The sequence below is a fragment of the Lacibacter sp. H375 genome (genome assembly GCF_037892425.1).
Classification (GTDB): domain Bacteria; phylum Bacteroidota; class Bacteroidia; order Chitinophagales; family Chitinophagaceae; genus Lacibacter.
The window spans coordinates 26,489-49,074 of sequence record NZ_JBBKTT010000002.1; the positions used below are offsets into that span (position 1 = coordinate 26,489).

The window sequence follows — 22,586 nt, forward strand, 5'->3', positions numbered from 1 at the left end:
TCGTAGCAAACAACTAACTCCTTCATGCGATATTTCATTACAGGGTTTATGGGCAGTGGTAAAACATATTGGGGTAAACAATGGAGTGAAAAATTTGGATTGAAGTTTTACGATCTTGATGAAGAAATTGAAAAGCGTGAAGGGAAAGCGGTCACCGCAATTTTTGAAGAGAAAGGAGAGGAAGCGTTCAGGAAGATGGAGAAAGAAACGCTTTGCACATATATGAAGCTTGATAATTTTATTCTCAGTTGTGGCGGTGGCACTCCTTGCTTTCATAACAACATGAAACGGATGAACGAAGCTGGTGTAACTATTTATATTAAAAGCCCGGTTGAATTATTAGTGCAACGTTTACATACAGAAAAAGAAACAAGACCACTGATAGCTGGTATGAACGATGAAGTGCTGGCACAATTCATTTCAGGTAAGCTTACAGAGCGGGAACATTTTTATCACCAGGCCATGTATCATTTGCCGGCTGAGTTTATGAGTCTCGATAACTTTCAAAAAATCATACGCAGGAATGGATAAGCAGTTTTTAAGCATCAGTTTTATACTGGGAGCGATTGCAGTTGCCCTTGGTGCTTTTGGTGCCCATGCATTAAGAGAATTGGTTGATGAAAAAGCTATACAAACATGGCAAACTGCGGTGCAATATCATTTCTATCATTTGTTTGCAATAGCTCTTGTGGGCTTACTGTTAAAGCAGGGAGTAAATGCCTGGTATAAGCGTGCTGGTTATTTATTTATTGCAGGTATTCTTGTCTTCAGCGGATCGTTGTATACGATGATCCTTTTAAAAGCAACAGGAGCAACATCAGTAAACTGGCTAGGTGCTATTACACCAATTGGCGGTGTATGTTTTATTGCCGGCTGGTTGAGTTTATTTATTGGAGTAAGAAAAAACTAAGATCAGTGCAACGGCATTTCCAGCTTTACAGTTGTTCCATTATGATTTAGAATTGTAAAACTTCCACCAATACCTTCCATACGTCGCTGCATATTTTTTAAGCCATTTCCAAATTGGTTTAGTTTTTCAGAATCAATTCCTTTGCCGTTATCTGCAATTTCAATGAGCATGGTATTGCCGGCAAAACGAATATTGATCTCTACTTCCGTTGCCTTTGCATGTTTCATTACATTGTTGATCGATTCTTTTAACACCAGGAATATATTACGGCGCTTGACACCCGAAACGTCTGTATCAGGGATATCTGTTGCCACATTGATGGTGTAATCCATATCAAAATTATCTAGGTATTCCGATGCATAAGAACGTATATAAGCAACAAGGCTATTGACGGTATCGTTGCCGGGGTTCATACTCCAGATGATCGCATTCATCTTGGTCATGAGTTCATTTGCATTGTAGGAAATGCGTGAAATTTCTTCAACAGGTTGTTGTTTTGTTTTCTGTCGTGCAATTTCACTCAACAAACGAATGGCCGTAACACCACTTCCTAATTCATCATGCATATCGGCCGAAATTCGGCTTCGTTCATCCTGCTGCGCACTTAATATAGCGATTTGTTTTTCGTACTCTTGACGATCAGCTTCCTGTTTAATGGCTTCATCCATTTTTACTTTTTCGATCAGCTCAATTTTGTTTTTGTAAACAAGGCCAAGAAGGAAGAAAACCAATTCAAACAAAATACCTACTTCGAAATAAAACAGTGATTGACGGAATAAGCCTGTTGAAGGAAAAATACTTGTTGATGGAAATGAAATAAGAAACATGGAGATACCACCGCCGATCAAATTTGCAATATTGCCTGCCAGCAAATAGTTCATCAGTTTGTTACGTTTCACAATACCCAATACCAGATACATTATTCCAAGAAAGATCAGGAAGAACTTGCTGGCATTTTCAGTTGATTCAAGTTTGCTGTAAGATGCGCCGGTAAAATATAATATTGTAAAAGCAATAAGGAATATGGCCAGTATTATTTCTGCAAGAATGAACATCTTGTTCAGCAGAGGATAATTCTTTGGCGTATCAAGGAACATTCTCGTAAAGCCGATGTAGAAAATGTAACCTATGATCTGCAGGAAGTAATCGAAATACTCTTCATAAAAGAAGTTAAAAGGTATTGATCGTTGGTATAAAATTGCTTTTAAAAACAGAAGTGCTCCTATGGAAAGTGCATAAATTGAATAATACAGGAAAGATCTTTTATAATTCTGCACAAAGTTTGCAAATGAATAGAGCAGCATCATTAATAACAATCCACATAGCAGATAGGTAAACGTATTTAAACCATACCAGTTGTTGTGAATCTTATTAATGTGATCATCGAAATAGATAGGATTAATAAGGAACGGTTTTAGCGATACAACAGCGGCCCTTGCGTAACGGCAACGGACAAGTATTTGCATCTCAACACCAGGAGGAACAGTAAAGAAGCGATAAGCATTTTCGTTTTTGGAAGGGTCGATCTGACCGGGAATCTCTACCCACGGATAATCGTTGTTGATCCTTGAAAACACCACGCATTCCCTTGCATAAATGCCTGGAGAAATATAAAAGTTGCGTGGTTTATCTTCATCGTTATTGATCCAGAAGAGGAGATAGATATTTGAGCCGCTGAGAGAGTTTTTCGAAATACTCCGCCTAGGTTTTTCATTAAGGTGCAGAAACATCGAGCCCCGAAGAGTCTGTATATCGGTGTTGTTTTGTTTATCAACAAACACGTGCATGTTCGGTTGAAGAAAATGCAGGTTAATGACTTTGGAAGTATAGATCACCGACAAACTTGTGTCCTGGTGGGCACTGGCCACAGAAAGATTCAGGAAGAACAGAATAATGGGTAGAAAGTATTTTTTCATGTAGCAGAAAGTTCAGCAGAAAGATAGAAATTTTTGCGGAAAGCAGGTTCCTTTTGACCGTTGTCAGGAAGTTTCCATTCTTTATCTTTGTTTTTATGGCCTCAAACCGCACGAAAGACAAGAAGAAAAAGGAAAGCCCTGAACAGCTGAAGCAGGAAAAAGAGGAGCAGATAAACGTAAAGGAACTGGTGAAGGACGAGCGAACACATAAGATCGCCGGCATTGCTTTATTTATTGTTTCGCTTGTTTTGTTTATTGCATTTACATCTTATCTGTTTACCTGGAAAGAAGACCAGGACAAAGTGCTGCGTCATGGAGCGGGAGTTTTATTCGACGAAGAAATAGCTGTCTCTAACCTGTTGGGTCGTTTTGGTGCCTGGGTATCGCATTTGTTTTTTTACAAAGGATTTGGTGTTTCGTCTTACCTCATTTGTAGTTTCTTTTTTATAATCGGCACTAATTTTTTATTCGGGAAGAAAGTTTTTTCAATGGCCCGCAATCTCAAGTATGTGTTGGTTGGTTTGTTGGTGCTGCCTGTGTTCTTTTCATTTTTTATGAAAGGATTTGGTTTTCCATGGGGTGGGGCTTTTGGTAATTATTCAGCCAGCTGGTTAAATGGTTTTGTTGGTACTGCCGGTACGGGGTTGATCTTGTCACTGGCAGCAGTTTCTTACCTTATCTGGCGTTTTAACCCGGTGTTTAAATTACCTGCAAAAAAACCTAAAGAAATTATTGTTGATCCAATACCGGAAGAAATTGCTGAACGTGTAGCCATTGACGTTAATGAAAAATTTGCAATTGAAGAGCAGGCAAAAAATCAACTCAAAAAGGAATCTTCTTTTACGCCATTGCCATTAGCAGAAGAAAAAGAAAATCCGCTCCATAGCTTTGTCATTAATGAAAAGGAAGAAGATGTTATTGCTGTAACTCCGCTTCCTGTCAAAGAACAAACGCATACAGAACCATCGGTTGAAATGACCATTCCATATGCAGATAAACCAAAGAAGCCTGCGAAGATGGATGAAGAGGAGGTTGGGCCTCCATTAGAAATAAAAAACTTAACTGATGAGGAAGAAGACGATGATGAGGACGAATCTCCCGTTAAAAAAATAGTAGAAAATTTACCTCCGTACGATCCATTCCTTGATCTGAAAGATTATAAATTCCCATCATTGAATTTGCTGGAGAATCACGGCAGCGAAAAAATTGTACAGGATCCGCATGAACTGGAGAGTTACAAAAACCAGATCATCAGTACACTCCGCAACTACGATATTGAGATACAGAAAATATTTGCAACAGTTGGTCCAACAGTAACGCTGTATGAAATTGTTCCTGCTGCTGGTGTGCGTATCTCCCGTATCAAAAACCTGGAAGATGATATTGCGTTAAGTCTTGCAGCATTAGGTATTCGTATCATTGCGCCAATTCCCGGTAAAGGCACCATTGGTATTGAAGTGCCGAATGTGAAGAAGACGGTGGTGAGTATGAAAACATTATTGTCTTCAGAAAAATTTCAGCATAACAATTTTGGTTTGCCGATCGCCATCGGTAAAAAGATCGATAACGAAAACTTCATTGTTGATCTTACAACAATGCCTCACTTGCTTATGGCTGGTGCAACGGGGCAGGGTAAATCAGTTGGATTGAATGCGATACTTGTTTCACTCTTGTATAAAAAGCATCCATCGCAATTGAAGTTTGTGTTGATCGATCCCAAGAAAGTAGAGTTGAGTTTATATCGACATATCGAAAATCATTTCTTGGCGAAACTTCCAGGCGAAGAAGAATCGATTATTACTGATACCAAAAAAGTGATCAATACACTTAATGCTTTGTGTATTGAAATGGATAACCGTTATGATCTGTTGAAAGAAGCTGGTTGTCGTAACCTGCGTGAATACAATGAAAAATTTGTTGCACGTAAACTCAATCCACAAAAAGGTCATCAATATCTTCCATTCATTGTATTGGTTATTGATGAGTTTGCTGATCTGATCATGACAGCGGGTAAAGAAGTTGAAATGCCCATTGCACGTTTAGCACAGTTGGCTCGTGCAGTTGGCATTCATCTAATTATTGCAACACAACGTCCTTCCGTAAATATCATCACAGGTACTATTAAAGCCAATTTCCCTGCAAGGATTGCATTTAAAGTATCGTCCAAGGTCGACAGTCGTACTATCCTTGATACGGGAGGCGCTGAACAGTTGATCGGTAAAGGTGATATGCTTATCAGCTATAATGGTGAACTTACCCGCTTGCAGTGTGCTTTTGTTGATACACCTGAAGTAGATGATATCGTTTCATTCATCAGTAAACAGCGTGGTTATCCGCAACCGTTTTTACTGCCTGAGTATGTTGATGAGAAAGAACTGGAGGGAAAGGATTTTGATTTATCAGACAGAGATGCTCTCTTTGAAGATGCCGCCCGTTTGATCGTACAGAACCAGGTTGGCTCTACTTCGCTGCTGCAACGCCGCATGAAGCTGGGTTATAACCGAGCCGGTCGCTTAATGGATCAGCTGGAAGCAGCTGGAATTGTAGGGCCGAGCCAAGGCAGTAAGGCAAGGGATGTACTCATCAAAACAGAATCGGAGCTGAATCAGCATCTTGAAATGATGGGATAGTTGTTAAAGTTTGCCTGACGGCACCCGCTCAACCATTTTCCGGCAGATACCTATCTTTGCGGCCTTAGATTTGTTAAACAGCCTTTACAAATTCTTAAGTTTTTCAGTTGCAACCAATCATGTAGGATAGCACTCTGAATACTAAACAACCGGATTGTGCAAGCGATCCATATATAAAAACCAGAGAACAGAATGAAAACCGTTGGAATGAAATCAATCCTCTTAACAGCAATAGCTGCGATTTTTAGTTTATCGATCATGGCCCAGAACCAGAGTTTGGGTAAAAGTGATCCGGCAGCTAAAAAAATTCTTGATGCAGTAAGTGCAAAGTTCAAGACGTTTAAAGCAGTGCAGGCAAGTTTTTCTTTTAAGAATGAAGATGCAAAAGGAAAGGTGCTTGGCATCAAGAAAGGCTCTTTATTTACAAAGGGCACAAAGTATCGTGTAAACATCACAGGTGGTCAGGATATTTATTGTGATGGGACTAATATCTGGAACTACGATAAATCGGTGAATGAAGTAACTATTTCGAAATACGATGCTTCACAAAATTCTATTACACCCCAAAAGTTGTTTACCAATTTCTACGACAAAGATTTTCTTTACAAGCTGAATGGCGAAAAGAAAGAAGCTGGTAAAACACTTCAGGAAATTGAATTAACACCAGTTGATAAAACAAAGTCTTTTTTCAAAGTAATTGTGTGGGTAGATAAAGCTGCTCAAACGATCTACAGTACCAAAGTATTAGAGAAGAGTGGTAACAAATATACTTATACTGTTGCAACACTTAATGGAAAAGCCGCTGTAGCAGATGCACAGTTTGTGTTTGATAAAGCAAAATACCCCGGTGTAGAAGTAGTTGATCTTCGCTAAAAGAAATCAGAGCATAAGAATAATAAAGAAAGCCACAATCATATGATTGTGGCTTTCTTTATTATTAATCTTATTTTCAATTTATCTGATCAAGATAAAAGTGCCTTTTGTTGTAACTGGGATGTTGTCCTTTTTATAACTTGAATAGTAAACAAACATACCCGGATCTTGAGGCAAGCCTTTCAATTGTCCATCCCAACCTTGTCTAAAATCGCTAGTTGAATAGACAAGCTGTCCCCACCTGTTATAAATGGTTAACTTATAATCTGTGAGATTAAATGCGTTAAGAATTTTAAAGTAATCATTTCTTCCATCTCCGTTTGGTGTAAAAGCATTGGGGAAGAGAATTACACAATCCACACTGTTTATTGCAACGTTATCCGATGCCGAACCGCATGCGTTCGTTACAGTTACAGAATAGTTTCCTGTTTGATTAACAACAAACCGATCGTTGGTTGAATTATCCTGCCAAAGATACGTAGCATATAATCCCGGATAAAGTTGTATAGTATCTCCTACACACAATTCTCTGTTAGGGCCCAAGTTGGGTTGAGGTTGTGTATCAACATTTAAGATCAATGTCCTGATACTGTCGCAACCATTTGCTGCTACTAAAGTATCTACATGTATTCCTGCAGTTGAATATCCGAGATAAGATTGTCCCTGGCATATGGTTTCAGTAAGTGTTGATCTTGATTTTGGTAATACCGTTAGATTAATTGTTCTGATACTGTCACAACCGTTTGCTGCTGTTAAAGTATCAATATATATACCGGTTTGAGTATAACCGAAAACTGAATCACCCTCACAAATAGTTTGCGTGAGTGTAAGAACAGACTTGGGCAACACAATAAGATTTAATGTGCGGATACTATCACAACCGAGAGCAGTATTTAAAGTATCAATATATGTTCCGCTGGTTGTATAACCCTCAACTGTATCACCTTCACATATTGTTCGATTAACGTTTGATGTTTTGCTTCCGCCAATGCCAATTGTTACAGAATCGAGCTGATTGCCGCAGCCAGGTAGTGTAACCGTCAGATAATATTTTCCTGCACTTGCCACAGAGGCATTATTGATGGTAGGGTTTTGTAGATTGCTTGTAAAACCATTCGGCCCCGTCCATTGATAAGTTGCAGTCAGCAATGTGTCTGCAAATAGCGAAACCTTACCTCCGTCACAAATAAACGGAGTAGTTGTACTTGCATTCGCATAATTATTATTGAAGCTGCTAAAGAAGCCGTAGCCGGTTCCCTCTCTGTCGTTACCCATTAAAACTCCCAAATGGAAAAATGTGCGGGAATTTGTTATGGTCACAGGAGAATCAAGCGGTGAAAATGAATTAGATAATAGAACACTTGCGGATAACCATTGGTTGCCGGTCCCTGGTACAGGCGTAAACTTATTTGCGGTAATGATATTACTGTTATTGTTAACCCTGAAAAATGTCTCACCTCCACTACGTACGATGACATTCATATATATCTCACGGTTGGTACTTTTAGCAAATGTTGCCGAAAGACTACCTGTGCATTTGATGGGTGGCAGTATTGCAGCGCCTAGTTCGCAGCCAATACCCGAAACTTGGTAGGCATAAACGGGATTTGACGCCTGAATATAGGTTGATGTATTCGCAAGACTTATTTGAAATGATTGTCCTGCATTCAGAGTGGTTACTAACATTCCATCTTGAGATACTGTTGTGCCATTTGCAGTTGCAGTTACATAAATTTTCTCGAGAGATCCTAAAAGGTATCCTTTCGTTGCAATATATTCAGTACCTGTTACTGTTACCGGAATTGTTTGATCGCCGATTAAATCGGAACATCCAAATCCAGGAGAGCTTATAAAATCATCTGCCAGAGTAATGGCAATTGGTTTGTTTGCTGTAACCCTAGACCCTTCGAGATGTTGAGCGGCAGCCTGTGATGTTGCTACGGCTGCATAAGTCTGCCCACGATTAAGTGTAATTGTAAACGGCACACCTGCTGCATGCCCCACGATGTTCTTAGATGGTGTTATTGTAACGCTGGTATTATCTTCAGTAGCAACAATATTAAACGAGGAATAAGGCGTTGGAGTTCCAGCTCCATTATTACCAAAATTCTGAGATGATATGAAAAAATTATTGCCAACGGCATTTTTACCTTTTAAAACAAACATCTCAGGGTTTAAGCCATTGTTGATGTTATTAACTTCATAATACACCGAAATTTGAGCTGTAGAACTTACTCGAATGCCTTTGTTTTGTATCACATTTCCCGGACTACATTCAACCAATGCAATAAGATTAGTCAAATCAACTTTTGCACTGGAGTTAGCGGCCAGATTAATAATTTGAGTGGCAAATCCGCCACCCGCCGGTTGTGAAATTGTTACCGTTGCAGCTTCTTTGAACGAAGTAATGCGGAATACAATCGGTCGATCTTTGTTCCCTGACGAGGTTATATCCGGGGCTGCAAACCAAAACTCAGTATCAATTTGTGCAAAAGATGTAAATGTTGCAATAAAAAAGCAGGTTAGTAGTATGGTTTTTCTAAGCCAAGTCATGCGGTATTTTTTTTGGGTCGAATAGAATATTGGTTTTTTAGCGATATCAGCTTTTCTGATATGTACTCAATGGATTTTATGATTGAGTAATTATCCTGACACATAGCTATGTCATGATAATGCCCGAAAATAAACAAGAGAAACGAAAAATACAACCCTATCGTATGTAGTAGTAGGGAACAATTAGCAGATATTAGGAAAACTCGTAACGTTTTACCGTAATTTCTACATTCCTGTAAACGCTTTTGCTGTAGGAAATAAAAAGAGGCTGTATCATTTGATACAGCCTCTTTTAGTTAATTGACCTTCTTGACCTTACTTATTTTTTGGTCTGTCAAGCATATAATCAAATCTTTTACCACTAACCGTGTCTTCAGCCATATCAGGAATAGCTTCAACTTTATAAGCACCAGCATCAAGCTTTGCTTTTGTTTCGGAGAAGGCAGTTAATGTTTGTTCGATATCCTCATCTGTATGAGCAGCAGAAGGAATCAAACGATAAATGATATGTCCTTTTGGAATAACAGGATACACAACAATCGACGCAAAAATGTGGTAGTTCTCACGCAGATCCATCACCATTGCAGTTGCTTCTTCAACGCCGCCACTCATGTACACTGGAGTCACCGGGCTATCTGTTTTACCTATATCAAACCCTCTTTCTTTTAAACCTGTTTGCAGTTTTTGAGCATTGCTCCATAGCTTTTCTTTCAACTCAGGCATTGTCTTCAACATTTCCAAACGTTTCAGATTACCAACAACAATCGGCATTGGTAAACTCTTGGCAAATATCTGTGAGCGGATATTGTAACGGATAAAATCAATAATTGCTTTTGGTCCGGCCAAAAATGCACCGATGGATGCCATTGATTTTGCAAATGTGCTAAAGTAAAGATCAATCTTTTCCTGGCAACCTTGTTCTTCACCTGCACCTGCGCCTGTTTTGCCAAGCGTACCAAAACCATGTGCATCGTCTACCAATAAACGGAAATCGTATTGTTTCTTCAGGTCACAGATCTCTTTCAATTTACCTTGATCACCAGCCATTCCAAACACACCTTCAGTAATCAATAGTATACCACCTGCACCTTGTTTTTCAATAAGTGCTGTCGCACGTTGTAATTGTTTTTCGCAATCTTCAACATCGTTGTGCTTAAATACATAACGATGGCCGGGATGCAAACGTAATCCATCAATAATACAAGCATGGCTTTCTGCATCATACACAATAACATCATGACGTCCGCAAATCGCATCGATCGTACTCATTATACCTTGGTAACCGAAATTCAGAAGAATAGAATCTTCTTTCATTTCGAACGCTGCAAGTTCTCTTTCCAGTTGTTCGTGCAGCGTTGAGTTACCACTCATCATACGGGCACCCATTGGGTAAGCAAGTCCCCATTCTTTCGCCGCATCAGCATCTACTTTACGTATTTCAGGATGATTGGCTAAACCGAGATAGTTGTTAAGACTCCACACAATTTTCTCTTTGCCACGAAACATCATACGGCTGCTGATTGGGCCTTCCAGTTTTGGGAAAGCAAAGTAACCGTGTGCTCTTTCTCTGTGCTGACCAATAGGTCCGGAATTCTTAAGCATCTTCTCAAAAATGTCTGCCATATGATGAAATTGTTAAGGGTGAAAAATTTGCGGCAAAGGTAAGGTTTTGATGCTGATCTGAAAAGGATGAAAACGAAGAGATTCGTTTGCATAAAAATCACTTTGTAAACAGTCAATCACCGGTATCTTTACCCCTCAAAATCAAATGTATGCGTTTTGCCTTTTCTTTTCTTTTAATCCTTTGCTCTGTACATATATCAGCTCAAAAAACTCCCCCAAATCCACCCAATGCAAATGTGCCACGCCCCAAACTGGTAGTTGGAATTATGGTTGACCAGATGCGCTGGGATTATCTCTACCGCTATTACGAACGTTATGCGGTCAACGGAGGGTTTAAACGAATGCTTAACCAGGGAATGAGTTGCGAAAATGCATTTATCAATTATGCGCCAACAGTAACTGCTTGCGGCCACACAAGCGTTTATACAGGAACTGTGCCCGCAATGCATGGTATTACTGGTAATGCTTGGTTTGACAACGAACTCAAACGAATAGTTTATTGCAGTGAAGATAAAACAGTGAAGACTGTTGGCAGCACATCTACAGCCGGAGAAATGAGTCCCCGTAATATGCTTACAACTACTATTTGCGATGAATTGCGATTGGCAACAAATTTTCGCAGCAAAGTAATTGGAATAGCAATTAAGGACAGAGGTGGAATTTTACCTGCAGGGCATAGTGCCAATGCAGCTTATTGGTATGATGGACGAAATGGCAACTGGATCACATCAACTTACTACATGAACGATTTGCCACAGTGGGTAAAATCTTTCAACGATAAAAAACATGTGGATGCATTTTATGAAAAAGGATGGAATACTGTTTATCCCATCAACACATATGTGCAAAGTACAAAAGATGAAAATGATTATGAAGCGAAGCCTTTTGGTGCAGATCAAAAAGGGTTTCCGTATGATCTGAAAAAATTTGTTGGAAAAAACTATGGTTCGATTTCTTCAACACCCTACGGTAATACTTTAACGATGATGCTGGCAAAGGAAGCTATCGCAAATGAAGCATTAGGCAAAGATGCTATTACAGATTTTCTTGCAGTAAGTTTTTCATCGTCAGATTATATTGGTCATGCATTTGGTCCTAACTCAATTGAAGCTGAAGATGGTTTTCTGCGTTTAGATAAAGATCTTGGAGAACTTTTTGATTATCTTGATAAAACAGTTGGAAAGGGAGAATATGTAAGTTTTCTTACTGCCGATCATGGTGTGGCGCATGTACCTGGTTTTTCAACCGAATATAAATTGCCCGGAGGAGTAGTAGATGATAATAAAATGGTGAGTGATTTAAATAAACAATTGAAAACATCGTATGGTGCAGATAATCTTGTATTGAGTGCATACAATTATCAAATTACTTTAAACAATCACACTATTGATTCGGCTAAGCTCAATCGTTCAGCTATTATGCAAACAGTTTTGAGTTATGCACGTGGCATTAAAGGCGTGGATCGTGTATTTGAAATAGAGGAGTTGACAGAACAGCCAATGCCGGTATTAGTAAAAGAGCGTCTGGCAAATGGTTGGCATCCTAAACGAAGCGGTGATATACAGATCATGTTTGCACCTGGTTGGATCGACGGCGGACCTACGGGCACGACACATGGACTTTGGAATCCATACGACAGTCATATTCCATTACTTTGGTATGGCTGGGGAATTAAAGCAGGAAAAAGTAATCAGGAAGTAAACATGACAGATATTGCTCCAACTGTTGCGGCCTTGTTACGAATACAAATGCCGAGTGGTTGTGTTGGAAAGCCTATTCTTGCTGTGCTTCAGCAATAAGAATATTGATATGAAGATTTAGCAGTATGCCTGCCTCTGGCATTAATCTTGGCACTTCTACAATAAATTGCAGAAAGCCCCTTTTCGAGGGGCTTATCTGTCAAAATGACTAAAGCGAAAACTATGAACGAAAAGAGTTTGTTTTTAAGACCTGGCGAGGAAGATGTAGATTTTTTACCCATCATTCCATTAAATGAAGCTGAGAGCGACAGCGATGAGGATATTGAAATTCCTGCAGAATTGCCCATTCTACCTTTGCGAAATACCGTGTTGTTTCCCGGTGTTGTGTTGCCCATAACTGTTGGTCGTGATAAAAGTATACAAGCAGTAAACGAAGCTTACAAGACCAACAAACTGGTTGGTGTAGTGGCTCAGAAAGACAGCAATGTTGAGGATCCTACTGTCATTGATTTGGAATATACAGGCACTATTGCCAAAGTAGTGAAGCTGATAAAGATGCCCGATGGCGGAACTACCGTGATCATACAGGGTAAGAAACGTTTCCGCATCAACATGCTTACTTCCGATGATCCGTTTTTTAAGGCAAGTATTGAAGTATTGCAGGAAGAGCCAACACCGGAAGATGAAAATTTTAAAGCCGTCGCAGGATCAATAAAAGATATGGCGGCGCAGATCATTCAACTGTCGCCGAATATTCCAAGCGAAGCATCTATCATCTTAAAAAATATTGAGAACCCTGCTTTCCTTGTTCACTTTGTAAGTAATAATCTTAACAGTGACATTTCGGAGAAACAGCGTTTGCTTGAAACAAATACTATTAAGCAACGTGCAGAGTTGTTACTTACATTATTGCAGAAAGAATTGCAGTACACCGAACTGAAGAATAAAGTAACCAACAAGACAAGAACTGAACTTGATAAGCAGCAGCGTGAATATTTTCTGCAACAGCAGATGAAAAGCATCAAAGAAGAATTGGGTGGTGATGCAAACGACCTGGAGATCCAGGAGATGAAAAAGAAAGCAGAATTGAAAAAGTGGAGTGATGCTGCAAAAGAGATGTTCCGCAAAGGCATTGAGAAACTGGAACGTATGCATCCATCAACACCGGATTATTCAGTTGTGTACAATCATCTTGACTTAATGCTTGATCTTCCATGGGGAGAATACACTAATGATCAATATGATTTGAAGAAAGCAAAGAAAGTACTGGATCAGGATCATTACGGAATACAAAAAGTAAAAGAACGTATTCTTGAATATCTCGCAGTTTTGAAACTGAAAGGTGATATGAAGAGCCCAATCCTTTGTTTGCTTGGTCCTCCCGGTATAGGTAAAACATCGTTGGGAAAAAGTATAGCGAGTGCACTTGGCCGTAAGTATGTTCGTATTAGTTTAGGTGGTTTGCATGATGAGAGTGAGATAAGAGGTCATCGTAAAACATATATCGGGGCAATGCCCGGCCGTATCTTACAATCGTTACGAAAAATAAAAACATCAAATCCCGTAATGATCCTTGATGAAATTGATAAACTGGGTAATGATTTTCGTGGCGATCCTTCAAGTGCATTACTTGAGTTACTTGATCCGGAACAGAATCATACGTTCTATGATAACTATCTTGAACTGGAATATGATCTCAGCAAAGTATTGTTTGTTGCAACAGCAAACAGTTTGGCATCCATTCAACCTGCATTAAGAGATCGTTTGGAAATTATTGATCTGAGTGGTTATGCTGTGGAAGAAAAAATTGAGATCGCTAAAAACTATCTAGTTCCAAAACAAAAAGAAGCACATGGCTTACTGAACCTCCCGTTCAAAATGAGTGATCCGGTATTGCGTAAAATCATTGAAGATTATACAAGAGAAAGTGGTGTGCGTGAACTCGACCGGCAACTTGCGTCCATCATGCGATCACAGGCAAAGGAATATGCCATGAAAGAAAAGCTGAAGCCAACACTTACAGCAAATGATATTGAAAGAATATTGGGTAAGCCACGATACAGCAATGAACTGTATAAAACGGCCAATATGCCTGGTGTGGCTGTTGGTCTTGCGTGGACGGCAGTTGGCGGTGAAATATTATTTATTGAAGCCAGTTTAGCCGAAGGAAAAGGTGAGTTACGTTTAACGGGTAATCTTGGCAATGTGATGAAGGAAAGTGCATCTACTGCTTTGAGTTACCTGCAGGCAAACGCCAAAAAAATTGGTGTTGAGCTGGAAGATTTTCAAAAGAAGAATATTCATATTCACGTGCCTGAAGGTGCTGTGCCCAAAGATGGCCCAAGCGCAGGTATTACAATGCTCACTGCCATTTCAAGTGCATTTACGGGTCGAAGGGTAAAACCATTTCTTGCAATGACTGGTGAGATCACGTTACGTGGACAAGTACTTCCTGTTGGCGGGATCAAAGAAAAAATATTAGCTGCTAAACGTGCCGGAATTAAAGAAGTGGTTCTTTGCTGGCAGAACGAAAAAGATGTTCAGGAAATCAATTCTTTATACATTAAGGGCATGAAATTTCATTACGTAAAAACAATGCAGCAGGTGCTTGATCTGGCTTTGTTGTAAAGTTTTTTTCGGTTTAGTGAACTAAGCTTTTATAAAACTGTTAATAACAGATCGACACGAATTCATTTCATGTTGGTTGTTTTAAGGGTTAAAGAGATTCCCCCATTTCTATGGGGGATATTTTTTTGCCTAAATTACAGCCTTAGTTACTCCCGCTATGCGTCGATTAATTTGTTTCATGATTATTTCGTTTGTTTCGGCTGGCCTGTTTGCACAAACACTGGGTGGCAGAACTGCATATAATTTTCTGAAGTTTCCTGCATCACCACAACTCTCCGCATTGGGCGGTATCAATCTTACCAATGAGTCAAACGATGTGTCACTTGCTTTTTCAAATCCTGCTCAACTTGATTCAAGTATGCACACACAAATGGCAGCAAACTTCAATGCTTTGTATGCTGGTGTAAAAAATGTTCAATGGATGCTTGCTTTCAGAAGTAATAAGTTAAACACGAACTTTGCTGCCGGTATTTTGTATTTCGATTATGGCGCAACACAGCAAACAGATGCATCGGGAAATATTGAAGGTGTTTATCGGCCACGTGATTTTGTTTTGCAGGTGCAGGCAAGCAGAGAATATCTCAATCGATGGAAGTATGGTGTATCCTTGAAATTCTTAGCAAGTAATTATGGGCAGTATCGTTCATCGGCCATTGCAGCTGATGTGGGTGTGTTGTACAGAGATACTGCAAATCTTTTACAGGCGAGTATTGTTGCTGTAAACATGGGTGGTCAGTTAAAGCGTTACAACCCAGCTGAACCGGAAGAATTACCGTTTGATCTGCAGGCAGGTATTTCCAAACGTTTGGCAAAAGCACCCATTCGTTTTTCTGTAACTGCTCATCATCTTCATCGCTTTGATATTTTGTATAACGATACGTTGTTCAATAACGATAACGGCTATGAAAATGCTTCCACAAAAAAGATCACACTTGATAAAATATTTCAACATTTTGTTTTCTCTACACAAATACTCATAGGAGAAAGGGTAGAGGTAACTGCTGCGTATAATATCTTACGTGGAAGAGAATTAAAAGTAAGTAATGGCGGAAACGGTCTTACAGGTTTTTCGTTAGGCGCCGGTGTTTTATTCTCAAAGCTGCAATTTCGTTATGCAAGGACCTATTTTCAAAACAATACAGCTTACAATCAAATTGGATTGACCATGCCGCTCAATAAATATTTTGGGTTGGGTAGTTGGGGAGAGAAGGTAGGATGGTAGAATAGTTTTAAGTTCTTGGTTCTGAAATTCTAAGTTTTATGGTTTTCTCTGGCATAGAGAACAGGAGTGCACAGAGCTTACGCAGAGTAATAACTTAGAAGTCAAAAACTTCAGAACTTATCTTCGGCAGCATCTCTTTTGATCTTTTCACCAAAGAGAACTTCCACTAAAATATTGTAGATGAAGTGTGCGATCATTGGCAATATCAACCCGCCGCTGATCCATGCAAGAAATTGAAAACCCACTGCAAATGGTATGATCTGTATAATGGCCCGCTCACCCTGTGTGCCATGACCAAAAGCAAATACAACAGCACTTAAAATCGCAGCTAACCACCACATGTTTTCCATGTAACCCATGATCATCTGGAACAATACTCCACGATAAATATACTCTTCGCAAAAAGCAGCAACTACACAGGCCAGTATCCAGATTAAACGCTCAAGATTTGTGTCGGGTAAAATATGATGCAGGGTGCTTTCATCTTTTTCTTTTGAAAATTTCTGCGATGCCCATGCGATACCAAGCGCAATACCAATTAAAGCAACAGCTGCAGCAACGGAGGTATAGTTGAAATTACTTTTGAAAGGGATCTCGATCTTTTCACTACGGGCAGCAAAGAATGCCAGCACACAAAGAATGATCTGCATCAGCATCGATTGCAGGTACACAGGTATCTTGGCTATCTGTGCGCCTTCCATTTCAGCTTCCATTTTTTTAATGTTCTTATAGCTCTGCGCCGTAAGAAACGGAAGCCCTGCTGCAATAATGATGATAAATAATAAACTCATTTTTCTTTTGATCGTTTGATCAGTTCGTTATGCAATGCCAATACTTGCGGCAATAATAATTCCTGTTCATTGTTATGCAATACAAAATCGCAAAGTTTCATTTTCAATGCTTCATCAACCTGGTTGGCCATTCTTCTCTTTACTTCATCTGCCGTTACTCTATCACGATCCATTACACGTTTAATACGTAAGGCAGATGGCGCTGTTACTCCAATTACATAATCCAATCCTTCAGCAGTTCCGCTTTCAAACAGAAGAGCCGCTTCTTTTACAATATACGGCGACTGTTGTTTACTGAACCATTCTTTTGCATCGGCAATAGTGGCGGGGTGCACAAGACTGTTGAGTAACTCCAGTTTTTCTTTGTTGTTAAAAACAATAGACGAAAGATGTTTACGGTTCAGTTGCCCGTCTTCAAAATAAGTTTCCTTGCCAAAATGTAAAATGAGCTGTTGTTTTAACAGCTCATTTGAATACATTAATTCTTTTGCGGCTTCATCGGCATAATAAACAGGAACACCCAGCACTTCCAGTACTTTCGCAACAGTACTCTTGCCGCTGCCAATGCCTCCTGTTAATCCGATTTTCAACATTGTTTTAAGAAGCCGATAGCCGATAGTTTTTAGTTGTTAGCCCATTGACTACTTAACTAATAACTATCGGCTATTTACTATCGGCTGTATTTATTTTTTTACTTCAGCTGTCTTGTTCAGTTGTGCTGTCCAATCCATACTGATAGAGCTGCGTTCAATTTTGATATAACTTCCCGGGTTGATCTCCAAAGAAAGTGTACCGTCTTCATTCACTTTGTTCACCACGCCATGAATACCCGCAATGGTTACTACTTTATCACCTTTCTGAAGGTTCTCAATAAATGTTTTTTGTTGTTTTGCTTTTTTAGCTTGCGGACGGATCATGAATAACCAGAATACTAAGATCATCAATCCAAGAAAAACTAACTGGATGCTTCCACCACCTGATTTGGGATCGCCTGCAAATAAGAGTAATTCGTACATGTGTATTTGTTTTATTTTTTAGGAAGTACTTCGCCTTCAAACATAAGAACTGCGACGCCTTCTTTTGTATTTGCTGTTACAGTAATATTTTTTGATGCTTTTCCAACACGGCCTTCGCTGTTAAACTCTGCAGTGATTTTTCCTTCAGCACCGGGAGCAATTGGCTCTTCTGGTTTTGAAGGAACGGTACAACCGCAACTTGCCTGCACATTTGAAATGATCAATGGCTTTGTGCCGGTATTCTTGAAATGAAAAGTGATCATTACTTTTTCACCGTCAGTTACTTTGCCGAAGTTCTGTGAAGAATCAAGCCATTGCACAGTTGTTACATCAGCCTGCGCTGCAGCTTCTGCGGCTTCCGATTGCTCAGTTGTTGTTGTAGCTGCTTCAGCAGTTTTCTTGTCAGCATTCCCACAAGCTGTAAGAAATGCAATGAAGGTTGATAATACGATGAGTAATTTCATATCTGTTTGTTTATCGGATTGCAAATGTAAAGGAAAGCGATGATTATGGTTTCTTAAAAGACACTTTGTGGAGTTTGTTCTGAGTGGCAAGTTCTTTATGAATACTATCCAGAATACCATTTACAAAGTGGCCGCTTTGGGGGGTGCTGTAGTCTTTTGCAAGATCAATATACTCGTTGATTGTCACTTTTGGCGGAATGGTTTCAAAGAACAAGAACTCACAAATGCCCATACGCATCAGAATCATATCCAGGATGGCGGTACGTTCAGGGTCCCAGTTTTGAAGTTTATCCTTAATATAATCATTACATACCTCTTCTTTTTCAATAACACTCAGCAACAGATCTTTTGCAAATTTTAATTTTTCGTTACTTACGAATTGCTGGAAATCACCATTGTGTGGTTTTTGAAGTAGGTTAAGCATCAGCAGGTTGATCATGTCTGCGTCATCTTCCCAATGAAGAAAACGCTCTTCAATAAAGCTGATGAAATCTTCGTTGGGCAGCATTAAATCGGTGAAGATAAATTCAAGAATTTCCTTCTCCTGCTTCTTTTCACGTCCTTCAATTTTGATATACTGCTTATAAACATCCGACGTAACCAATTCGCTATAAAGCTTCCTGATCCAGTCTTCGGCACCCATCAGTTCAGGTTTTATTTCCTTGGCAGCTTTGTCATACGAGGTATGTTCCAGCAATTGCCAAAGCAATGTGTTGCCGGAAATTTTGGTATTGATATTCAGGTCAGCTGCTGTGGGCAAATGTTTCGATGCCTTTTGCCGTGCATCGGCCTCAGCATAGCGTGCTGTTTCTGTAAGTATGTAAATAAGGAAAACAAAAAGCTGGCGGCTCTGGTCGATGTGCTTATCTAATGTTCGAATGGCCTCTTCTTTAGTAATATCACCCTCTCTCGTAAAACAAGTGTACAACGTCTGCATCACCTTAACCCGTATGTTTCTTCTGCTGATCATGTGGAAAGAACTTTAATCGGCGGCAAAGATAAGTATTCCCAATCCTTTAGAAGGGGCAAAACATGCTTAAATATAAATTAGCGGCGACCCACATATTTAATCGAAGCTGTCCGTTCTTTTAAATCAGGCTAAAAAGGCATTTTGTCTGAAAAATTGTCTTTACTCTGTCAGGAAATTAGAGGGTATAGCACTCATTTCAATGTAATCCTGTAATTTTTTCCTGTTCTGGCGTGCTGGCACTGTATTCGCTTACCTTCGTTGCCCCGCAAATCGGGCAAGAACTAATTTCATTTTAAAACTAAAACAAGAATAACTATGGCTAAGAAGGTAAGTGTTACCCCATTACACGACAGGGTAATTGTGAAGCCTGCCCCCGCTGAAGAAAAAACAGCCGGTGGTATCATCATCCCCGACACAGCAAAAGAAAAACCACAACGTGGTACTGTAGTAGCTGCAGGTCCTGGTAAAAAAGATGAACCCGTAACTGTGAAAGTTGGCGATACCGTTCTTTACGGTAAATATGCCGGTACGGAAATCGCTATTGATGGCGATGATCTGTTGATCATGCGTGAAAGCGACATCTTAGCAATTGTATAATTTGAAAATTTGAAGTTGTGCTAATTTCCTGCCCGAAGTAGGCAGAGAAATTGTTTAGCTGCTTCAAGTTTCAAGTCTTCAATTCTCAAATTTTCAAATTAATTAATTTTCAAATTGTATAACTATGGCAAAGCAAATCTTCTTCGACATTGAAGGAAGAAATAAGATGAAAAAAGGTGTTGACATTCTGGCCAACGCTGTGAAAGTTACACTCGGTCCTAAAGGACGTAACGTAGTAATTGAAAAGAAATTTGGTGCACCAGCGGTAACAAAAGATGGTGTTACTGTTGCAAAAGAAATTGAACTGGAAGATCCTATTGAGAACATGGGTGCTCAAATGGTGAAAGAAGTAGCTTCTAAAACTGCAGATATTGCAGGTGATGGTACTACTACTGCAACTGTATTGGCGCAATCAATTATCAGCGAAGGTTTGAAAATGGTTGCTGCAGGTGCAAACCCAATGGATCTGAAACGTGGTATTGATAAAGCTGTAAGATTGGTGGTTGAAAATTTAAAAAGCCAATCACAAACTGTTGGCAACGACAGCAAAAAAATTCAACAGGTTGCTACGATTTCTGCAAACAACGACGAAACAATCGGTAAGCTGATTGCTGAAGCATTTGCAAAAGTTGGTAAAGAAGGTGTGATCACTGTTGAAGAAGCAAAAGGTACTGATACTACTGTTGATGTAGTAGAAGGTATGCAATTCGATCGTGGGTACATTTCTCCATACTTCGTTACAAACAGCGAAAAAATGGAAGTTGAATTGCAGAACCCATACATCCTTATCTACGATAAGAAGATCTCTGCAATGAAAGATATTCTTCACATTCTTGAGAAAGTTGCTCAAAGCGGTCGTCCGTTGTTGATCATCTCTGAAGATCTTGAAGGTGAAGCATTGGCAACATTGGTTGTAAACAAACTGCGTGGTACATTGAAAGTGGCTGCTGTAAAAGCTCCGGGCTTTGGTGACCGTCGTAAAGAAATGCTTACTGATATTGCAATTCTCACTGCAGGTACAGTTATCAGCGAAGAACAAGGTTACAAATTAGAGAATGCTGATTTGACTTACTTAGGTCAGGCTTCTTCTGTAACAATTGATAAGGATAACACAACAGTTGTTGGTGGCAAAGGAAAGAAAACCGACATCACTGCACGTGTAAACCAGATCAAAGCACAGGTTGAGAACACAACTTCTGATTACGATAAAGAAAAATTACAAGAGCGTCTTGCTAAGTTAGCTGGTGGAGTTGCTGTATTGTACATTGGTGCTGCTACTGAAATGGAAATGAAAGAAAAGAAAGACCGTGTTGATGATGCATTACATGCAACAAGAGCTGCGGTTGAAGAAGGTATTGTTCCAGGTGGTGGTGTTGCTTACATCCGTGCAATTGATGCATTGGAAGCAAAAGTTCGTGGACAAATTGAAGATGAGCAAACCGGTATGCAGATCGTTCGTCGTGCACTGGAAGAACCAATGCGTACATTAACTGCAAACGCAGGTATTGATGGTTCTATCGTTGTACAGAAGATCAAAGAAGGTAAAGGCGATTTCGGTTTCAATGCACGTACAGAAGTGTATGAGAACCTGTTTAAAGCTGGAGTAATTGATCCTACTAAAGTTAGCCGTGTTGCCTTGGAAAATGCAGCATCTATTGCAGGTATGTTGTTAACAACAGAAGCTGTAATTGCTGACAAGCCAAAGAAAGAAGAGCCACATGCACATGGTGCTCCTGATATGGGCGGCATGGGTGGTTACTAAAAAATGCAAAGTGAGAAGTTGGAAGTACGAAGTGCTTTTATTTTTCTTCACCCAGGCAAATAGTAACAGCTTGAAAATAAAAGAAAAGTCCTCTGGTAATACAGGGGACTTTGCAATTCAATTATTCATCACGATAAAAACCATGAGAAATGAAAAAAGTAAACATGCTTTTACCGTTTATGCAGAAATTGAAAAGCAAATTAGATTTGTTATTACTAAGGATAAGGAAGAGAGATGATGATTCTTTTGACAACCCTTATTTGATCTATTAAAGCAATAACTCCCGTCACTGCGGGAGTTATTGCTTTAGTCAATATACGGTTCAATATTTTTAGTTATTACTTTCTCGTAAACCAAATCAAGCTGTGTTTTTAAAATTCGGTTAGTGGAAAGCTCAGGTAAATCGTTAATGTCAAAATAACCAATATCTAATACATCAAACCCTTTTTGCAGATTGATTGAAAGTGCAGTACAATAGAAAACCATTTTAAATACATAATGCGGTTCAGGTGGATGATCATGTTTGTTCTTATCAAACACAGCAAGCAATTGTTTTACTTCTGCATCCAGCCCCGTTTCTTCTTTTATTTCTTTGATGATGGTTTCCTTTGGACTATAACCAACATCAGCCCAGCCACCCGGTAACGACCATCTGTTATCAGTTGATTCTTTTACCAGCAGAATTTTGTTATCTGCATTTAATATCAATCCACGTATATCAACCTTTGCTGTTGGGTAATCTTTTGCAACAGGAAGTAATATATTCAACTCTTCAACACTGTTAATGCTGAATGTACTTAACTGGCGAAGAGATATTTCTCTTAATTCTTCATAACGCTCCTTATCAAATTCATTATTATGGTAGAGTAGTCCAAGATCAGCAATTGATTTAAGTCTTGCAATATCACGTATAAGGTCATTGTTCATACTT

At 39.4% G+C, this 22,586-nt stretch carries 19 protein-coding genes; 10 read left to right on the plus strand and 9 right to left on the minus strand.

Annotation, left to right across the window (positions count from 1 at the left end):
* Positions 1-24: 24 nt before the first annotated feature.
* Positions 25-531, plus strand: coding sequence for a shikimate kinase (locus WG954_RS20715; RefSeq protein ID WP_340438989.1), 507 nt, complete (start codon positions 25-27; stop codon positions 529-531).
* Positions 524-910 (plus strand): DUF423 domain-containing protein, encoded by a 387-nt coding sequence (locus tag WG954_RS20720; protein WP_340438990.1) that lies wholly within the window; start codon positions 524-526, stop codon positions 908-910. The genes WG954_RS20715 and WG954_RS20720 overlap by 8 nt, the downstream gene beginning before the upstream one ends.
* Positions 911-912: 2 nt before the next feature.
* Here WG954_RS20720 and WG954_RS20725 read toward each other — a convergent pair whose 3' ends face one another.
* Positions 913-2,826 (minus strand): sensor histidine kinase, encoded by a 1,914-nt coding sequence (locus WG954_RS20725; protein WP_340438991.1) that lies wholly within the window; start codon positions 2,824-2,826, stop codon positions 913-915.
* A 95-nt stretch (positions 2,827-2,921) separates the two neighbouring features.
* Between WG954_RS20725 and WG954_RS20730 the strand changes: the two genes are divergently transcribed.
* Both WG954_RS20730 and lolA1 read left to right on the plus strand, forming a co-directional pair.
* The gene (locus WG954_RS20730; protein ID WP_340438992.1) at positions 2,922-5,456 is read left to right on the plus strand and encodes an FtsK/SpoIIIE family DNA translocase; all 2,535 of its coding nucleotides are present in this window, start codon (positions 2,922-2,924) and stop codon (positions 5,454-5,456) included.
* A gap of 207 nt (positions 5,457-5,663) precedes the next feature.
* Positions 5,664-6,329 (plus strand): outer membrane lipoprotein periplasmic chaperone LolA1, encoded by a 666-nt coding sequence (gene lolA1 / locus WG954_RS20735; RefSeq protein ID WP_340438994.1) that lies wholly within the window; start codon positions 5,664-5,666, stop codon positions 6,327-6,329.
* Between the two features lie 81 nt (positions 6,330-6,410).
* Here the strand turns inward: lolA1 and WG954_RS20740 are convergent, their stop codons facing one another.
* Positions 6,411-8,882, minus strand: a complete 2,472-nt coding sequence (locus WG954_RS20740) for a T9SS type B sorting domain-containing protein (protein ID WP_340438995.1) — start codon at positions 8,880-8,882, stop codon at positions 6,411-6,413.
* A gap of 315 nt (positions 8,883-9,197) precedes the next feature.
* Positions 9,198-10,505: an aminotransferase class I/II-fold pyridoxal phosphate-dependent enzyme gene (locus WG954_RS20745; protein ID WP_340438997.1), complete on the minus strand. Its 1,308-nt coding sequence runs from the start codon at positions 10,503-10,505 to the stop codon at positions 9,198-9,200.
* 149 nt (positions 10,506-10,654) lie between these two features.
* Between WG954_RS20745 and pafA the strand changes: the two genes are divergently transcribed.
* From pafA to porQ, 3 genes are all read left to right on the plus strand, one after another.
* A complete protein-coding gene (gene pafA, locus WG954_RS20750) occupies positions 10,655-12,304 on the plus strand; it encodes an alkaline phosphatase PafA (protein WP_340438998.1) in 1,650 nt (549 codons plus the stop codon).
* A 123-nt stretch (positions 12,305-12,427) separates the two neighbouring features.
* A complete protein-coding gene (lon, locus tag WG954_RS20755; protein ID WP_340438999.1) occupies positions 12,428-14,833 on the plus strand; it encodes an endopeptidase La in 2,406 nt (801 codons plus the stop codon).
* 178 nt (positions 14,834-15,011) lie between these two features.
* On the plus strand, positions 15,012-16,055 hold the full coding sequence (porQ, locus tag WG954_RS20760; protein ID WP_340439000.1) for a type IX secretion system protein PorQ: 1,044 nt from the start codon (positions 15,012-15,014) through the stop codon (positions 16,053-16,055).
* 110 nt (positions 16,056-16,165) lie between these two features.
* Here porQ and WG954_RS20765 read toward each other — a convergent pair whose 3' ends face one another.
* From WG954_RS20765 to nusB, 5 genes are all read right to left on the minus strand, one after another.
* A complete protein-coding gene (locus tag WG954_RS20765) occupies positions 16,166-16,846 on the minus strand; it encodes a CPBP family intramembrane glutamic endopeptidase (RefSeq protein ID WP_340439001.1) in 681 nt (226 codons plus the stop codon).
* Positions 16,843-17,439, minus strand: coding sequence for a dephospho-CoA kinase (gene coaE, locus WG954_RS20770; RefSeq protein WP_340439002.1), 597 nt, complete (start codon positions 17,437-17,439; stop codon positions 16,843-16,845). Before coaE ends, WG954_RS20765 begins: the two co-directional genes overlap by 4 nt.
* A gap of 90 nt (positions 17,440-17,529) precedes the next feature.
* Entirely contained in the window at positions 17,530-17,862 is a 333-nt protein-coding gene (gene yajC, locus WG954_RS20775) for a preprotein translocase subunit YajC (RefSeq protein ID WP_182801804.1), read from the minus strand.
* A gap of 11 nt (positions 17,863-17,873) precedes the next feature.
* The gene (locus tag WG954_RS20780; protein WP_340439003.1) at positions 17,874-18,326 is read right to left on the minus strand and encodes a DUF1573 domain-containing protein; all 453 of its coding nucleotides are present in this window, start codon (positions 18,324-18,326) and stop codon (positions 17,874-17,876) included.
* Between the two features lie 43 nt (positions 18,327-18,369).
* The gene (nusB, locus tag WG954_RS20785; RefSeq protein WP_182801802.1) at positions 18,370-19,296 is read right to left on the minus strand and encodes a transcription antitermination factor NusB; all 927 of its coding nucleotides are present in this window, start codon (positions 19,294-19,296) and stop codon (positions 18,370-18,372) included.
* A gap of 315 nt (positions 19,297-19,611) precedes the next feature.
* On the opposite strand from nusB, the gene WG954_RS20790 reads away from it, so the two are divergent.
* The 3 genes from WG954_RS20790 to WG954_RS20800 all read left to right on the plus strand — a co-directional run bounded on the left by WG954_RS20790 (position 19,612) and on the right by WG954_RS20800 (position 21,893).
* Positions 19,612-19,893 carry a co-chaperone GroES gene (locus WG954_RS20790; protein ID WP_182801800.1) on the plus strand — a complete coding sequence of 94 codons (282 nt, stop codon included), beginning with the start codon at positions 19,612-19,614 and terminating at the stop codon, positions 19,891-19,893.
* 124 nt (positions 19,894-20,017) lie between these two features.
* Positions 20,018-21,655 carry a chaperonin GroEL gene (gene groL, locus WG954_RS20795; RefSeq protein ID WP_324228293.1) on the plus strand — a complete coding sequence of 546 codons (1,638 nt, stop codon included), beginning with the start codon at positions 20,018-20,020 and terminating at the stop codon, positions 21,653-21,655.
* A 10-nt stretch (positions 21,656-21,665) separates the two neighbouring features.
* Positions 21,666-21,893: a hypothetical protein gene (locus WG954_RS20800; protein WP_340439005.1), complete on the plus strand. Its 228-nt coding sequence runs from the start codon at positions 21,666-21,668 to the stop codon at positions 21,891-21,893.
* Between the two features lie 68 nt (positions 21,894-21,961).
* On the opposite strand, the gene WG954_RS20805 is transcribed toward WG954_RS20800, so the two are convergent.
* Positions 21,962-22,582 (minus strand): NUDIX hydrolase N-terminal domain-containing protein, encoded by a 621-nt coding sequence (locus tag WG954_RS20805; RefSeq protein WP_340439006.1) that lies wholly within the window; start codon positions 22,580-22,582, stop codon positions 21,962-21,964.
* Between the last annotated feature and the right edge of the window lie 4 nt (positions 22,583-22,586).

Excerpts from the sequence above, each read along its gene's own strand:
- WG954_RS20715 (WP_340438989.1), top strand. The coding sequence starts at position 25 with ATGCGATATTTCATTACAGGGTTTATGGGCAGTGGTAAAACATATTGG.
- WG954_RS20720 (WP_340438990.1), top strand. The coding sequence starts at position 524 with ATGGATAAGCAGTTTTTAAGCATCAGTTTTATACTGGGAGCGATTGCA.
- WG954_RS20725 (WP_340438991.1), bottom strand. The coding sequence starts at position 2,826 with ATGAAAAAATACTTTCTACCCATTATTCTGTTCTTCCTGAATCTTTCT.
- WG954_RS20730 (WP_340438992.1), top strand. The coding sequence starts at position 2,922 with ATGGCCTCAAACCGCACGAAAGACAAGAAGAAAAAGGAAAGCCCTGAA.
- lolA1 (WP_340438994.1), top strand. The coding sequence starts at position 5,664 with ATGAAATCAATCCTCTTAACAGCAATAGCTGCGATTTTTAGTTTATCG.
- WG954_RS20740 (WP_340438995.1), bottom strand. The coding sequence starts at position 8,882 with ATGACTTGGCTTAGAAAAACCATACTACTAACCTGCTTTTTTATTGCA.
- WG954_RS20745 (WP_340438997.1), bottom strand. The coding sequence starts at position 10,505 with ATGGCAGACATTTTTGAGAAGATGCTTAAGAATTCCGGACCTATTGGT.
- pafA (WP_340438998.1), top strand. The coding sequence starts at position 10,655 with ATGCGTTTTGCCTTTTCTTTTCTTTTAATCCTTTGCTCTGTACATATA.
- lon (WP_340438999.1), top strand. The coding sequence starts at position 12,428 with ATGAACGAAAAGAGTTTGTTTTTAAGACCTGGCGAGGAAGATGTAGAT.
- porQ (WP_340439000.1), top strand. The coding sequence starts at position 15,012 with ATGATTATTTCGTTTGTTTCGGCTGGCCTGTTTGCACAAACACTGGGT.
- WG954_RS20765 (WP_340439001.1), bottom strand. The coding sequence starts at position 16,846 with ATGAGTTTATTATTTATCATCATTATTGCAGCAGGGCTTCCGTTTCTT.
- coaE (WP_340439002.1), bottom strand. The coding sequence starts at position 17,439 with ATGTTGAAAATCGGATTAACAGGAGGCATTGGCAGCGGCAAGAGTACT.
- yajC (WP_182801804.1), bottom strand. The coding sequence starts at position 17,862 with ATGTACGAATTACTCTTATTTGCAGGCGATCCCAAATCAGGTGGTGGA.
- WG954_RS20780 (WP_340439003.1), bottom strand. The coding sequence starts at position 18,326 with ATGAAATTACTCATCGTATTATCAACCTTCATTGCATTTCTTACAGCT.
- nusB (WP_182801802.1), bottom strand. The coding sequence starts at position 19,296 with ATGATCAGCAGAAGAAACATACGGGTTAAGGTGATGCAGACGTTGTAC.
- WG954_RS20790 (WP_182801800.1), top strand. The coding sequence starts at position 19,612 with ATGGCTAAGAAGGTAAGTGTTACCCCATTACACGACAGGGTAATTGTG.
- groL (WP_324228293.1), top strand. The coding sequence starts at position 20,018 with ATGGCAAAGCAAATCTTCTTCGACATTGAAGGAAGAAATAAGATGAAA.
- WG954_RS20805 (WP_340439006.1), bottom strand. The coding sequence starts at position 22,582 with ATGAACAATGACCTTATACGTGATATTGCAAGACTTAAATCAATTGCT.